Genomic DNA, 14,520 nt, shown 5'->3' with positions numbered 1-14,520 from the left:
CCCGAGGCCGCATGTTCGACCGTGTCCTGATCGCGAATCGCGGCGAGATCGCCGTTCGCATCATCCGCGCCTGCCGCGAAGCGGGGCTCGGGTCGGTCGCGGTCTATTCGGACGTGGATCGACGGGCCCCCCACGTGCTGCTGGCGGACGAGGCGGTCCGGATCGGACCGGCCGCCTCCGCGGAGAGCTACCTGGCGGCCGAGAAGCTCATCGCCGCCGCCACCCGGACAGGCGCCGGGGCCGTCCACCCGGGGTATGGATTCCTGGCCGAGAACGCGGGTTTCGCGCGCGCCGTGGAGGCGGCCGGGCTCGTTTACATCGGCCCGCCGGCCGGGGCGATCGAGATCATGGGCGACAAGACCCGGGCCCGGGCGCGCATGCTCGGGGCCGGCGTGCCGGTCATTCCGGGCACCGACCCGCTCGGTTCGGCGCGAGAAGCCGTGGCCCGCGCGCGGGAGATCGGCTTCCCCGTGATGCTCAAGGCGGCGGCGGGCGGGGGTGGGAAGGGGATGCACGTGGTGGAGGCCGCCGAGGAGTTGGAGGCGCTGTTCGAGCGCGCGGCGCGGGAAGCCCGGAACGCCTTCGGCGACGGCCGGGTGTTCGTCGAGCGCTTCCTGTCCCGCCCGCGCCACGTCGAAATCCAGATCCTCGCGGACGGCCAGCGGACGGTGCACCTCGGCGAACGCGAATGCTCGATCCAGCGCCGACACCAGAAGCTGATCGAGGAGGCGCCGTGTACGGTGATCGGTGACGCGCTGCGCCGCCGGATGGGCGAAGTGGCCGTCCGCGCCGCGGAGGCGGTCGGCTATCGCGGCGCCGGGACGATCGAGTTCCTCGTCGAAGGGGAGGAGTTCTTCTTCCTGGAGATGAACACGCGGATTCAGGTGGAGCATCCGGTCACCGAGTTCGTGACGGGCGTCGACCTGGTCCGCGAGCAGTTGCGGATCGCGGCCGGTCTTCCACTGCTCGGGGGTGGCGAGCCTCCCGTGGCCCGCGGCCACGCGATCGAGTGCCGGATCAACGCCGAGGACCCGGCGGGGGGCTTCCTCCCTTCAACGGGACGGGTCGACCGTCTCGAGATCCCCGCGGGCCCCGGCGTCCGCTGGGACGGCGGGATCCGGCGCGGCTCGGAGATCGGGCTCCACTACGACTCGCTGCTGGGCAAGCTGGTCGTGCACGCGACGGACCGGGCGGCTGCGCTCGGGCGCTTGCGGGCGGCGCTCGAGGGCCTCGCCATCGGCGGGGTCGAGACCACGGTCCCCTGGCACCTCGCGGTCATGGACGAGCCGGACTATCGGGCGAACGACATCTCGATCCGGTACGTGGAGGAGCACCCGGACCTGGAGGCAGCCGCCGGTTCGGAGTTGCGCGACGCGGCGATCGCCGCCGCCGTGCTCCTGGCCGACGACGCGCGGAAGGAGGTCGTCCCGGAGACGCGTGGCGAATCGCGGGACGGAAGACGCGGCCTTTCCGGCTGGGTGCGGGCGGGGCGCGGGTGGTGAGTCGGTCGCCGTGAAGTACCACGTCGAGGTGGGCGGCGAGAACTTCGAGGTCGAGCGCCTGGCTTCCGGCGTGCGGATGGGCGCGTGGGAGCCGGAAGCCGAGCTGACCCGCCTCGGCGCGGGCGAGCTGCAGCTGGTGCTGGACGGCGCGAACCACCGGGTGTTCGCACGCCGGACGGGAGAGGGGTGGCGGCTGACCATACGCGGCCGGACGTTCGATGTCGCGGTCGAGGACGAGCGCACCCGGGCGATCCACAAGCTGACCGGCCGGTCCGGCGGCGAGGGCGGACCGCGCGAGATGCGCGCGCCGATGGCGGGGCTGGTCGTCCGTGTGCTCGTCGAGCCCGGAGAGCACGTCGAGCCGGGGGACCCGTTGGTCGTGATCGAGGCCATGAAGATGGAGAACGAACTGCGCGCGGAGGGTCCGGGCACCGTGGGCGAGATCGCCGTGCGCCCCGGAGACATCGTGGACCGGGATCAGCGCCTCGTTACGCTCGCGACGGAGAGCGCATGAGCGACCGAGATCGCTGGCAGCGCGAGATCCTCGGGCCGTACGTGTCGAAGCGCCCGGAGCGGCGATCGTCGTTCACGACCTCGAGCGGCATCGAGGTCGAGCCCGTCTACGACGGGGAAGGGGCGACGTCCGAGCGGTCCTGCCCCGGCGAGTTTCCGTACACGCGCGGCGTCTACCCGACGATGTACCGGGGTCGGCTTTGGACCATGCGCCAATACGCCGGGTTCGGAACGGCCGGCGAGACGAACCGCCGCTTCCGCTATCTGCTCGACTCCGGCCAGACCGGGCTCTCGGTCGCCTTCGACCTGCCGACGCAAATGGGATACGACTCCGACGACCCTGAGGTGCGGGGCGAAGTCGGGCGCGTCGGCGTGGCGATCGATTCGATCGAGGACATGCACCGGCTGTTCGAGGAAATCCCGCTCGCCACGGTGTCGACCTCGATGACGATCAACGCCACGGCGCCGCTTCTCCTCGCGATGTATGCCGGCGTGGCGGAGGAACGCGGCATCGCACGCGGCGACCTGCGGGGAACCGTCCAGAATGACGTCCTGAAGGAGTTCATCGCCCGCGGAACCTACATCTATCCGGTGGAGCCGAGCCTCCGGTTCGTGACGGACGTGTTCGACTTCTGCGCGGCGGAGATGCCTCGCTGGCGCTCCGTGTCGATCAGCGGATATCACATCCGGGAGGCCGGAGCCACCGCGGCCCAGGAACTCGCGTTCACGCTCGCGAACGGGGTCGAGTATGTGAGGCGCGCGGTCGAGAGCGGCCTCGACGTGGACGATTTTGCCCCCGGGCTCAGCTTCTTCTTCTCGGCGGACCGGCTCTTCTTCGAGGAGGCCGCGAAGTTCCGGGCCGCGCGGCGCATGTGGGCACGGTTGATGCGGGACCGCTTCGGTGCGGCGCACGAGAGCTGTCGGCTGCGCTTCCACGCGCAGACCGCGGGGTCTTCCCTGACCGCGCAGCAGCCCCTCAACAACGTGGTCCGGGTTGCGCTCCAGGCGCTCTCCGCCGTGCTCGGTGGCGCGCAGTCGCTGCACGCCAACAGCTACGACGAGGCGCTATCGCTGCCGGGCGCGGAGGCGGCGCGTCTCGCGCTCCGCACGCAGCAGGTCCTGGCCGCGGAGACCGGCGTCGGCGATACCGTCGACCCGTTGGGAGGCTCCTATTTCGTCGAGTCGCTCACCGACGCGCTCGAGGCGCGGGCCCGCGAGTACATCGCGCGGATCGACGAACTGGGCGGTGCCGTCCGGGCGATCGACTACATGCAGGACGAGATCCACCGGGCGGCCTACCGGCATCAGCGGGCGATCGAGCGCGGGGACCTCGAGGTCGTGGGCGTGAACGTCCACGACGATCCCGCGCCCGTCGAGACCCCGGCGCCGCCCGACTACGCCCGCCTCGCGGAGGAACAGCGTCGAAGGCTGGCCGGGCTCAAGGCCGGCCGCAACGCTCCGGACGTCGAGGCGTCGCTGGCCCGGATCCGGCGAACCGCCGCCGGGGATGCTAACCTGCTCCCCGTCCTGATCGACGCCGTCCGGCGCCGGGTCACTCTGGGCGAGATCAGCCACGCTCTCCGCGACGTGTGGGGAGAGTACCGGCCGGGCTGACGGGCGGACGCGCCGCCAGGCTTCGAAACTCCGATCCGGGGACGCTGAATGCCGACGTACGAATATCGATGCCGGGGTTGCCGCCATGCGTTCGAGAGATTCCCAGCGCATGTCGGACGAGCCCATCCGCGTGTGTCCGTCCTGCGGTGAGCGGCGGGCCGAGCGTCTCATCTCCGCCGGGGGCGGGATCCTCTTCAAGGGGCCCGGATTCTACGCCACGGACTACCGCCGGCCGGAGAGTGGAGGCGAGACGGGATCCGGATCGGAGGCCCCGGCCGACGCTGGCGATGGAGCGTCCAAGTCCGGCGCGGCCGGGGAGACCGCCGGGGGCGACGGCCGTGGCAAGGCCGAGGGCGGACGCGCCGCCACGAATCCACGGCGCGACCGGGACGCCGCCTCGTGACACACGACGCCGCGTTCGCCCGCCTCTCCGCGGCGCTGGAGTCCGCGCTCGCCGCGGCCGGAGCCCCGGAGGGCTTCTCGCCGACCCTCGAGCGGCCGCGGGATGCGTCCCGCGGGGACTGGGCGTCCAACGCCGCCCTCGTCCTCGGGCGGCGGCTCGGTCAGCCCCCGCGCAGCCTGGCGGAGCGCGTGTGCGAGGTGATCGACCGGGATGCGGCCGGGATCGAGACGGCCGAGGTCGCCGGCCCCGGTTTCCTCAACTTCCGGCTCTCGGACCAATCGATCTGGCCCCGGCTGGCGGCCATTCTGGAGGCCGATACGAGTTGGGGCCGAAGTCGGGCCGTCCCGCCCCGGCGCGTGAACGTCGAGTTCGTCTCGGCCAACCCGACGGGTCCGCTGCATGTGGCGCACGGCCGCGGCGCCGCCCTCGGCGACGCGGTGGCTTCTCTCCTCGAATGGACCGGTCACGAGGTGACGCGGGAGTTCTACGTCAACGACGCCGGGCGGCAGATCGAACTGCTGGCGGAGTCCGTCGAAGCCCGCTACGAGGAGTCGGCCGGCCGTTCGGCGTCCGTCCCCGAGGGCGGGTATCACGGCGAGTACGTGAGCGAGGTCGCCGCGCAGATCCGCGACACAGCGGGCGTCGGCGTCCTCGCCTCGCTCGAGCCGGAAGGCCGCCGGGCCCGCTTCCGGCAGGACGCGGTGCGGCTCCTCCGTGAGCAGCAGGCGCGGCACCTGTCCGCGTTCGGGGTCGAGATGGACCTCTTCTTCTCCGAGCAGTCGCTGTACGACTCCGGCGCGATCGGCCGTCTCCTCGAACGCCTGGCGGCGCGGGGTCTGACGTACCGGGAGGAGGGAGCGACCTGGCTCCGGACCTCGGATTTCGGCGACGAGAAGGACCGCGTCCTGATCAAGAACGATGGCTCCTTCACCTACTTCCTGCCGGACCTGGCGTACCATCTGGACAAGGCGAACCGCGGCTTCGATCTCGCCATCGACGTGTGGGGCGCCGACCACCAGGGGCACGAGAAGCGGATGCTGGCCGCGCTCGGGGGGCTGGAGTACGCGGACCTGCTCGAGGTGCTCATCATCCAGCTCGTCACGATCACGCGCGGCGGGAAGGAGGTCCGGATGAGCAAGCGGGCCGGCCGTTTCGTCACGCTCGGCGAGCTGGTCGACGAGACCGGGCCCGACGTCGCGCGGTACTTCTTCCTCATGCGACGCCCCGAGGTACACCTCAACTTCGACCTCGATCTGGCCCTCGACACGTCCGAAGCGAATCCCGTGTACAAGGTCCAGTACGCGCACGCCCGCATGTGCAGCGTGTTCACGAAGGCGGGATGCGCCCCGAGGATGTGGGAGCCGGCTTCGAAGCGCCGACGGCCCCGGGGACCGGCGCGGAGCGTGACGTGGCCCTGGCGGTCCTCCGGCTTCCGGACGTCATCTCGGCGGCCGCCGAGAGTCGGGCGCCTCACACGGTGTGCGCCTATCTGGAGGCGACCGCCGGGCTGGTCAACGCGTGGTATCACCAGGGCAACCTGGACCCGCAGCTCAGGATCCTGGCCGACGTGCCGGATCGGTCCGCCCGGATCCGGCTCGCGCGCGCGGTGCAAATCACGCTTCGGAACGGTCTCCGTGCGCTGGGCCTGTCGGCCCCCGAGACGCTCTCGCGGGCGCCGGCGTGACGGCCGTGGAGAGTGCGGGGAACGGCGTCCGCGGCGGGCCGGCACCGATCCTCGTGGTCGGAAGCGTGGCGCTCGACGAGATCACGACGCCGACCGGGCACCGCGGAGAAGTGGTCGGGGGCACCGCCGTGAACTTCAGCGCCGCGGCGTCGCTCTTCGCCCCGGTCCAGCTGGTCGGGGTCATCGGAGACGACTATCCGACCGCCGAACTCGAGTTCCTCCGGAGACGGGGGACCGACCTGGCAGGCCTGGAGCGCCGGCCGGGCCGGAGCTTCCGCTGGGGCGGCGTCTACCACCGGGACATGAAGACGCGGGATACCGCATATACCGAACTGGGTGTGTTCTCGGAGTTCCAGCCCACCCTCCCGGCATCGTTCAGGGGTGCCGGCTGGGCGTTTCTCGGCGCGATCGACCCCGCGCTCCAACTGAGCGTGCTCGATCAGCTCGCTGCCCCGCGGCTCGTCGCGTGCGACACGATGAACTACTGGATCGAGCGGACGCCGGAGCGGCTGGGGGAGGTCATCTCGAAGATCGATCTCCTCACCCTGAACGACGAAGAGGTGCGGCAACTCTCCGCGGAGCCGAACCTCACCCGCGCGGCACGCTGGATCCAGCGGCGGGGGCCGCGTCACGTCGTGATCAAGAAGGGCGAGCACGGCGCCGTGCTCTTCTCGGGGGACGACATCTTTCTCACCCCGGGGTTCCCGCTCGAGGACGTGGTCGACCCCACGGGGGCAGGTGACGCATTCGCGGGCGGGCTGCTCGGGTATCTGGCCCGTCGCGGATCGGTTACGGGTTCGGAATTGCGCCGTGCGATCGTGTACGGGTGTGCCCTCGGTTCTTTCGCGTGCGAAGCCTTCGGGGCGGGCCGGATGGCGCCGCTTACCGCGGCCGAGGTGGAGGATCGGGTGCGCAGCATCGGGGAGATGACGAGATTCGACGTCCCGGCTCGACGGGTGGAGATATGAAAGACGGCTTGACGTACCGCGACGCGGGGGTGGACCTCGAAGCGGCGCGCGCGACGAAGGCGCGCCTCTCCGAACTCGTGCGCCGCACCCGGACCGACGCGGTGAGTTCGGATTTCGGTTCGTTCGGAGGGCGCTTCCGCGCGACGCCGGGCCGGGAGCTGGTCGCGAGCGCCGATGGCGTGGGGACGAAACTCAAGATCGCGTTCATGGCGGACCGCCACGATACGGTGGGCGCGGATCTCGTGAACCATTGCGTCAACGACATCCTCGTCGAAGGAGCCCGGCCCCTGGTCTTCCTCGACTACGTCGCCTGCGGCGTCCTGGATCCGGACACCGTCACGAGCGTCGTGGCCGGCCTCGCGGAGGCCTGCCGCGAAAACGGGTGCGCGCTGCTCGGCGGCGAGACGGCGGAGATGCCGGACTTCTACGCCGAGGGCGAGTACGACCTCGCCGGATTCATCGTCGGCGAACTCGCCTGGCCGGAACTCGCCCGACGGGAGCTTTCGGCCGGCGATCGTCTCATCGGACTCGCTTCGAGCGGGGTTCACACCAACGGTTACAGCTTCGTACGTGCGCTCTTCTTCGGACGGCTCGGGCTCGGAGTGCACGACCCCTTCCCCGGGAGCGAGGCGTCGGTGTCCGAGGTCCTGCTTCGCCCCCATCGGAGCTATCTCCCGATCCTCGCACCGAGCCTCGACGCGGGCCGGATTCGGGCCCTGGCCCACATCACGGGCGGCGGGATTCCCGGCAACCTGGACCGGGTGATCGGCGGGGAGCTGGACGCGGTCGTGCGTACGGACGCGTGGCGGCGACCCCACGAGTTCGAGGCCATCGCGCGCGAGAGCTTCGCGGACGAGGCGGAACTCTTCCGAATCTTCAACATGGGCGTCGGCATGATCGCCGTGGTTGAGGCCGGAGATGTGGGCCCCGTGCTGGACCAGGCGCGCGCCTCGGGCTGCGACGCGTTCGTATGCGGCGAACTCGTCGAGGGCACGGGAAGAGTCCGGCTGGAGGGGGTGTGAACGTGCGCGGATTCGACCCGATCGCGGGTGCCCCGCCCAGCCGCACCGAGGATGTCCGGCATATGCGCGAGGCGTTGGCGCTGGCCCGCAGGGGGCTGGGCCGGGTGTCGCCCAACCCCCTCGTCGGGGCGGTCGTGGCGCGCGGGAAGCAGGTCCTCGGGACCGGTTGGCACAGCGAATACGGCGGCGATCACGCGGAGGTCGTCGCGTTGCGGGAGGCGGGCGCCCGCGCCGCGGGCGCGACGCTGTACGTGAGCCTCGAACCGTGCCGCCACACCGGGCAGACGCCACCGTGCACCGCCACGATCATCCGATCCGGCATCCGGCGCGTGGTGATCGCCTGCCGCGATCCCAATCCGGAGGCCCGCCACGGGGCGGAGGTGCTGCGGCAGGCGGGTCTCGATGTCGAGATCGGAATCGAGGGCACCGCCGCCAAGCGGCTGAACGCGCCATTCCTCTGGTTCCACCAGGAGTGGGTTCCCTTCGCATCGCTGAAACTCGCGCTCTCCCTCGACGCGAAGCTCGGGGCGGAGCGCGTCCGAACCCCCGTGACCGGGATACGGGCGCTCGACGAAGTCCATCGCCTGCGGGCCTGCCACGACGCGATCCTCATCGGGCGCAAGACGGTGGCGGTCGACGATCCTCTCCTCACGGCCCGGGGAGAGGAACAGCCGCGAGTCCCCCCCGTGCGGGCGGTGCTCGATACGACCCTCAAACTGGACACGGGAAGCCAGCTCGTACGCACCGTCGAGCAGGCGCCCGTGTGGGTGTTCGCGGATGCCGCGGCGGAGGGCTTCGAGGAGCGGGCGGCGCCGCTCCGGGACACGGGCGCCGAGGTGATTGGAGTGCCGCGACGCGACGAGCACTCCCTGAGCGTGAGCGCGGTCTGGAACGAACTCGCCATGCGCGGCGTCCTCTCCGTCCTCATCGAGGGTGGGGGGCAGGTCGCCGCGGCGACGCTGAGCAAGGGCCACGTCCAGAGAATCCACGCCTTCCTGGCCCCCGTCTTCTTCGGGGAGGGAGGGGTACCGGCGTTTCCGGGCCTCGACCCCTCGCCGCCGGGGGATTGGCGTCCGGTCCAGCGCGAATCGCTGGGACAGGACACCCGGATCGTGTTCGAGCACCGGCGACTCGACGAAGTACTGCGCAGGCTCTGAGCGGTCGAGAGACGTGTTCACCGGCATCGTGCGGGCGGTCGGCGAGGTGGCAGGCCGGGAGCAGCGGGCGGACGGCCTGCGGCTCACGATCGCCCGCGTCCCGTTCCTCGACGGACTGGAGCCGGGCGACTCCGTTTCCCTGGCGGGCGTCTGCACGACGGTGGTCGACATTCACGCCCGCGATGGAGCGTTCGGCGTCGATGTGGTGGAGGCCACGCTGGCGCGGACGACGATCGGCGACTGGCGGGTCGGCGACGCCGTGAACCTGGAGCCCGCGCTGCGGGCCGGAGACCCGCTGGGCGGCCATTTCGTGCAGGGGCATGTCGACGGCGTCGGAACGGTCGCCGCGGCCTCGTGGGAGGGTTCATCCGGGAGCCTGGAGATCACCCTCCCCGGCGGGATCGAAACCGTGACGGTACCGCAGGGCTCGTTCGCGATCGACGGGGTAAGTCTGACGGTGAACCGCCTCGCGGGCGCTATCGCGCGATTCGCGATCATCCCTTATACATGGACCCACACCACTCTGGGGCGCCTCACCCCCGGAGCGCGGGTCAACGTGGAGGCGGACCTGATCGGCAAGTACGTCGCTCGCGCCGTCCGCCCGTACTCGACGCCGGCGGAAGGTTGAGGCCGGGCGCCACTTCGCATGAACGCGAAACACTGACTTCGGCTGACGGATATGCCCACAGACACCGTGGAAGCTGCGATCGCGCGCATTCGCAGCGGGGGAATGGTCATCATCGCCGATGACGAGGATCGCGAGAATGAAGGCGACCTCGTCTGCGCGGCGGAATCGGTCACGCCCGAGACGATCAACTTCATGTGCACGCACGGGCGGGGCCTGATCTGCCTCACCCTGCCGGAGGAGATCGCCGACCGGCTCGACCTCCCGCTCATGACGAACGCCAAGCTCACCGACCCGAACAAGACCGCGTTCACCGTATCGATCGATGCGCGGCAGGATTTCGGGGTTTCGACGGGGATCTCGGCCCAGGATCGGGCCCGGACGATCCGCGTCGCGGTGGATCCGAAGACCCGCCCCTCCGATCTCCTCCGGCCCGGTCACATCTTCCCCCTGCGGGCCAAGCCCGGGGGCGTGCTGCAGCGGGTCGGCCAGACCGAGGCCTCGGTCGATCTGGCGCGGCTCGCCGGGCTCACGCCCGCGGGCGTCATCTGCGAGATCCTGAACGCCGACGGAACGATGGCGCGCCGCCCGGAGCTCGAGGCGTTCTCGGCCGGGCATGACATCCCGTTCATCACGGTCGCTGGCCTCGTCTCGCACCGGCTGCGCACGGAGAGCCTCGTACGGCGCGTCGCGGAAGCCGAACTCCCCACGCCGTGGGGGGACTTCCGCATCGTGGGGTACGCGAACGATGTCGATGAACGGGAGCACGTCGCGCTCATCCGCGGCGACGTGGCGGGAAAGGCGGACGTACCCGTCCGCGTCCACTCCCGGTGTCTCACGGGGGACGTCTTCCACTCCCGCCGCTGCGACTGCGGAGGTCAGCTCGAAGCCGCGATGCGCCTGGTGGTCGAACGCGGGGCGGGGGTCATCGTCTACCTGGACCAGGAAGGACGGGGGATCGGGCTCCTGAACAAGCTCCGGGCCTACGAGTTGCAGGACGAGGGGCACGACACGGTCGAGGCGAACGAGGCTCTCGGCTTCCCGCCCGATCTCCGGAACTACGGCATCGGCGCGCAGATCCTCGCCGATCTCGGCCTTCATTCGATTCGGATCATGACGAACAACCCAAAGAAGCTGGCCGGATTGGAGGGCTTCGGTCTCGTGATCAGCGACCGCATCCCTCTGGACCTCGGCCCCGTCGACGATCGCGTGATCCCCTATCTCGAGGCCAAGCGCAAGAAGCTGGGACACCTCTCCGGGTCCGCGTGAGGACGAAGTCGGACGCTCCCCCCGGCGACCCGGCGGTCGACGGTGTCGGACGGCGGGTCTGCGTCATCGTGAGCCGCTTCAACTCCGCGGTGACCGAACGATTGCTGGAAGGCGCCGCGCGGACCCTCGTCGAGCGGGGCGTGGCGGCGGAACACCTCGACACCGTGTTCGTGCCGGGGGCGTGGGAACTGCCCTTCGCCGCTCGCGAAGCGGCCGTGCGCGGCTATGATGCGATCGTGGCCCTGGGCTGCGTGATCCGCGGCGAGACGGCGCATTTCGACCACGTGAGCCGAGGGGCCGCCGACGGCCTCGCGCGGGTGCAGCTGGACACGGGCGTCCCGGTGGGCTTCGGCGTCCTCACGCCCGACAACCTCGAGCAGGCGCTGGCCCGAGCCGGCGGCGAACTCGGGAACGCGGGCGTGGATGCGGCCCGGGCGGCGCTGGAGATGGCCGCTCTCCGCCGCCGGCTGAACGCGTGACGCGCCCCGCTCGTACACACGTCCGCTCGCGGTCGCGCAGCTGGACGCTGAACCTGCTCTACGCCTGGGAAATCGGCGGCGACGGGACGCCGCTGGCGTACGCGCAGCGGACGCTGGCGCACCGCACGATGTCCGAGCGCTACCGGCCCCATGTCGAGCGCCTGCTCGATGCGGTGGGCCGAAACCTCGCCGAGATCGACGCCGCGATCGTGCAGCACGCCTCCAACTGGCGACTCGATCGCCTGCACGCCATCGATCGAAACATCCTTCGCATCGGGATCGCCGAACTGCGCTGGTTCGACGATGTGCCGCCCAGGGTGACGATCCACGAGGCCCTGAAGCTGGCGCACCGGTACGGGAGCCCCGGGAGCCCCCGTTTCCTGAACGGGGTCCTCGACGCGGTCCTGAAGGCGGGAGAGGTCGAGCCCTGAGCGACCCCGGGGCTCGACCGCTCCGGATCCTCCTCCTCAACTGGCAGGATCGGGAGAACCCGGAGGCTGGAGGAGCCGAACTCCACCTGCACGAGGTCTACGGCCGCCTCGCGGACCGGCGGCACGAGGTGCGCGCCGTCGTCGGAGGGTGGCCCGGGGCGCCGCGCTTCGCGAGGCTGGACGGAATCGAAGTCGAGCGCGTCGGGGGCCGGTACAGCTATGCGGCGCGGGCCCGGAGGGCGGCCGTCCGCACCGTGCGGAGCTTCGCGCCGGACCTCGTGGTCGAGGATATCAACAAGATTCCGCTCTATTCGCCGCTGTGGGCCGGCGTGCCCGTGGTCGCGCTCGTCCCGCATCTCTTCGGCGCGACCGCCTTCGCGGAGGCGCGTTTTCCCGTTGCGGCCGCGGTGTGGGCGGCGGAACGCGCGATCCCGCGCGTCTACCGGCGTTGTCCCTTCCAGGCCATCTCGGAGAGCACCGCGCTCGATCTCACGAAGCGCGGCCTGCTCGCGCGCGACATCACCGTCATCCCCCCCGGCATGGACCACGGCACGTATCGTCCCGGGACCCCGCGGGATCGTGCGGAAGAGCCGACGCTGCTCTATGTGGGACGGCTGAAGCGATACAAGGGCCTCGATATCCTGTTCGATGTCCTCCCCCGGCTGCGGCAGCGGATCCCCGGGGTCAGGCTCGTGATCGCCGGGCGCGGCAGCGACGAGGCCCGGCTCCGGCGACTCGCGGCCCGTTGTTCGCCGGGGAAGTCGGGGAAGGACGTGCGCCTTCTGGGGTACGTCTCGGAGGAGGAGAAGGTGGGCTGGCTGCGCCGGGCGTGGGCCGTGGTCTATCCTTCGCCGAAGGAAGGGTGGGGGATGACCAATGTGGAAGCCGCCGCCTGCGGGACGCCGGTGGTCGCGAGCGATTCACAGGGGTTGCGCGAGTCCGTCGACGAGGGAAGATCGGGACTCCTCGCGCGGCACGGAGACGTCGAGTCGTGGACGCAGGCGCTCCTGCGGGTTCTGGGGGACCCGGCCACGCGCGACCGGCTGGGGAAGGGTGGTATCGCGCACGCCGCCCGTTTCTCGTGGTCCCGTGCAGCGGACGAGACCGAAGCGCACCTTTACCACACAATCGACAACCCTGATGAGGATCGATGAAAACCATCATCACCGCGCGCAACACGGATGTGTCGGACCTTCGCGACGTCATCGAGGCGCGCTTCCAGCGCCTGGAGCGTTTCGAGCCGCGCGCCTCGAGAGCCGAAATCGTGTTCACGCGCGAGAAGATGTCGGTGCGGGCCGCAGCCGTGGTCAGCGTCGACCGGGGACGGCCCGTGCACGGCGAGGCCGAGGGGCCGGATCCGCGCACGGCGCTGGACCGGCTCACGGAGAAGCTGGGCAACCAGCTGCGCCGCAATCACGACCGCTACCATGAACACGCGGCCCCCCCCATGGACGAGCTCTTCGGCGGTCCGTTCGACCGCGACGGCGCGACCGGGTGACGCTCACCGTGGCGTCGCTCCTGCGGCGCAAGAAGGAGGCCTTTTCCCTCGCGGTCCTCGCGGGGGAGTCCGGGCTGGAACGGGAGATCCGCGTGCCGGAAGTCTCTTCGCCGGGGCTGGCGCTGGCCGGATACACCGAGCGCTTCGTCGCGAAACGCGTCCAGATCTTCGGCCAGACCGAGGTCGCCTATCTCAACAGTTTGACCGCGTCCAAGCGCGCCTCCGCGCTCGAGTTCGTCTTCCGCTCCGGCGTGCCGTGCGCCTTCGTCACCAAGAGCCAGGAACCGCCGCGACAGTTGCTGGCGGCAGCCGATTCCGCGGGTGTCACGCTCCTGGAGACGCCGCTCAAGACCGGTGACTTCTATCGGCGGCTGCAGCCCTACCTCGAGGAAGAGTTCGCGCCCCGGACCTCCATCCACGGGTCACTCGCCGACGTGTACGGGATCGGCCTTCTCTTCACGGGCCCATCCGGCATCGGGAAGAGCGAGTGCGTTCTCGACCTCGTCGAGCGCGGGCACCGGCTCGTCGCCGACGACCTCATCCTCGTCCATCGACGGCAGAGCGACATTCTCCTCGGGCGGGCCCACGAGCACCAGCGCCATCACATGGAGATCCGCGGGGTCGGGATCATCGATGTGAGGGCGATGTTCGGGATCCGGGCGGTGCGGCAGCAGAAGCGGATCGAAGTCGTGGTTGAACTCGAGGTCTGGGGGTCGCGCGACGACTACGACCGGACCGGTCTCGAGACGGAGGAGTGCGAGATCCTGGGTGTGAAGCTGCCGAGAATCCGGATCCCTCTGAATCCGGGCAAGAACATCACGGTCATCGCCGAGGTGGTGGCGATGAACCACCTCCTCCGGTACTCGGGGGAAGACCCGGCGACGGCCTTCGAACGGGATCTCATCGAGCGCATGCGGCCGGTGCGGGACTACCTCGAATCCGACGATGAGTGAGGGCGTCCGGGGCGTGGTCGTGGCGCACGCGGAGCTGGCTCCCGCCCTGGTGGCCGCGGTGGAGACGATCAGCGGGGTGACCGGCGCGCTGCGACCCGTGAGTAACGAAGGGCTGGGGCCGGATGCGCTGTGCGAGGTCATCCGGGAGGCGGCCGGGAGCGACGGGACACTCCTCTTCGTCGACCTCGCCGGAGGAAGCTGCGCCGTGGCAGGCTTCAGGCATGTGAGGGAGAACCGGGATGCCGCCTGCATCACCGGCGTCAACCTCCCCATGCTGCTGGACTTCGTCTGCCACCGGGAGTTGCCGCTCGACGTCCTTGTCGCCCGGTTGCTCCGAAAGGGGCAGGGCGGGCAGCAGGCCCACCCGGGCTTCTCCCGGACGGGCTGAGTCCGGGAGAAGCG

15 protein-coding genes and 1 pseudogene are annotated in these 14,520 nt (G+C 70.5%); all 16 read left to right on the top strand.

Features of this window, described 5'->3' with window-relative positions; translation table 11 throughout:
• Positions 1–11 precede the first annotated feature (11 nt).
• The 16 genes and pseudogenes from ACOQPP_RS04850 (at position 12) to ACOQPP_RS04775 (ending at position 14,506) form a co-directional block, all read left to right on the top strand.
• Complete coding sequence (locus ACOQPP_RS04850) at positions 12–1,502, top strand: acetyl-CoA carboxylase biotin carboxylase subunit (RefSeq protein ID WP_420635929.1); 1,491 nt, start codon at positions 12–14, stop codon at positions 1,500–1,502.
• Positions 1,503–1,512: 10 nt separating this feature from the next.
• Positions 1,513–2,016, top strand: coding sequence for an acetyl-CoA carboxylase biotin carboxyl carrier protein subunit (locus ACOQPP_RS04845; protein WP_419166370.1), 504 nt, complete (start codon positions 1,513–1,515; stop codon positions 2,014–2,016).
• Complete coding sequence (locus tag ACOQPP_RS04840; protein WP_420635928.1) at positions 2,013–3,629, top strand: acyl-CoA mutase large subunit family protein; 1,617 nt, start codon at positions 2,013–2,015, stop codon at positions 3,627–3,629. The genes ACOQPP_RS04845 and ACOQPP_RS04840 overlap by 4 nt, the downstream gene beginning before the upstream one ends.
• Before the next feature lie 399 nt (positions 3,630–4,028).
• A pseudogene (argS, locus tag ACOQPP_RS04835) lies at positions 4,029–5,324 on the top strand (arginine--tRNA ligase); the annotation flags it as partial.
• 47 nt (positions 5,325–5,371) lie between these two features.
• Positions 5,372–5,716 carry a DALR anticodon-binding domain-containing protein gene (locus tag ACOQPP_RS04830; RefSeq protein WP_420635927.1) on the top strand — a complete coding sequence of 115 codons (345 nt, stop codon included), beginning with the start codon at positions 5,372–5,374 and terminating at the stop codon, positions 5,714–5,716.
• A complete protein-coding gene (locus ACOQPP_RS04825; RefSeq protein WP_419166374.1) occupies positions 5,713–6,684 on the top strand; it encodes a PfkB family carbohydrate kinase in 972 nt (323 codons plus the stop codon). The genes ACOQPP_RS04830 and ACOQPP_RS04825 overlap by 4 nt, the downstream gene beginning before the upstream one ends.
• Complete coding sequence (gene purM / locus ACOQPP_RS04820; protein WP_419166375.1) at positions 6,681–7,706, top strand: phosphoribosylformylglycinamidine cyclo-ligase; 1,026 nt, start codon at positions 6,681–6,683, stop codon at positions 7,704–7,706. Before ACOQPP_RS04825 ends, purM begins: the two co-directional genes overlap by 4 nt.
• The gene (ribD, locus tag ACOQPP_RS04815; RefSeq protein WP_419166376.1) at positions 7,703–8,863 is read left to right on the top strand and encodes a bifunctional diaminohydroxyphosphoribosylaminopyrimidine deaminase/5-amino-6-(5-phosphoribosylamino)uracil reductase RibD; all 1,161 of its coding nucleotides are present in this window, start codon (positions 7,703–7,705) and stop codon (positions 8,861–8,863) included. The genes purM and ribD overlap by 4 nt, the downstream gene beginning before the upstream one ends.
• A gap of 13 nt (positions 8,864–8,876) precedes the next feature.
• Positions 8,877–9,491 carry a riboflavin synthase gene (locus tag ACOQPP_RS04810; protein ID WP_419166377.1) on the top strand — a complete coding sequence of 205 codons (615 nt, stop codon included), beginning with the start codon at positions 8,877–8,879 and terminating at the stop codon, positions 9,489–9,491.
• Between the two features lie 51 nt (positions 9,492–9,542).
• Positions 9,543–10,757 (top strand): bifunctional 3,4-dihydroxy-2-butanone-4-phosphate synthase/GTP cyclohydrolase II, encoded by a 1,215-nt coding sequence (locus ACOQPP_RS04805; RefSeq protein ID WP_419166378.1) that lies wholly within the window; start codon positions 9,543–9,545, stop codon positions 10,755–10,757.
• A complete protein-coding gene (ribH, locus tag ACOQPP_RS04800) occupies positions 10,754–11,236 on the top strand; it encodes a 6,7-dimethyl-8-ribityllumazine synthase (protein ID WP_419166379.1) in 483 nt (160 codons plus the stop codon). Before ACOQPP_RS04805 ends, ribH begins: the two co-directional genes overlap by 4 nt.
• A complete protein-coding gene (gene nusB / locus ACOQPP_RS04795) occupies positions 11,233–11,667 on the top strand; it encodes a transcription antitermination factor NusB (RefSeq protein ID WP_419166380.1) in 435 nt (144 codons plus the stop codon). Before ribH ends, nusB begins: the two co-directional genes overlap by 4 nt.
• The gene (locus ACOQPP_RS04790; RefSeq protein WP_420635974.1) at positions 11,664–12,821 is read left to right on the top strand and encodes a glycosyltransferase family 4 protein; all 1,158 of its coding nucleotides are present in this window, start codon (positions 11,664–11,666) and stop codon (positions 12,819–12,821) included. Before nusB ends, ACOQPP_RS04790 begins: the two co-directional genes overlap by 4 nt.
• Positions 12,818–13,165, top strand: a complete 348-nt coding sequence (gene hpf / locus ACOQPP_RS04785) for a ribosome hibernation-promoting factor, HPF/YfiA family (protein WP_419166381.1) — start codon at positions 12,818–12,820, stop codon at positions 13,163–13,165. Before ACOQPP_RS04790 ends, hpf begins: the two co-directional genes overlap by 4 nt.
• Positions 13,162–14,118, top strand: coding sequence for an HPr(Ser) kinase/phosphatase (gene hprK / locus ACOQPP_RS04780; RefSeq protein WP_419166382.1), 957 nt, complete (start codon positions 13,162–13,164; stop codon positions 14,116–14,118). The genes hpf and hprK overlap by 4 nt, the downstream gene beginning before the upstream one ends.
• Positions 14,111–14,506 carry a PTS sugar transporter subunit IIA gene (locus ACOQPP_RS04775; RefSeq protein WP_419166383.1) on the top strand — a complete coding sequence of 132 codons (396 nt, stop codon included), beginning with the start codon at positions 14,111–14,113 and terminating at the stop codon, positions 14,504–14,506. Before hprK ends, ACOQPP_RS04775 begins: the two co-directional genes overlap by 8 nt.
• Positions 14,507–14,520: the final 14 nt, after the last annotated feature.

Source organism: Candidatus Palauibacter sp., assembly GCF_965222475.1.
Taxonomy (GTDB): Bacteria; Gemmatimonadota; Gemmatimonadetes; order Palauibacterales; family Palauibacteraceae; genus Palauibacter.
This window is presented reverse-complemented; position numbering and strand designations above follow the sequence as displayed.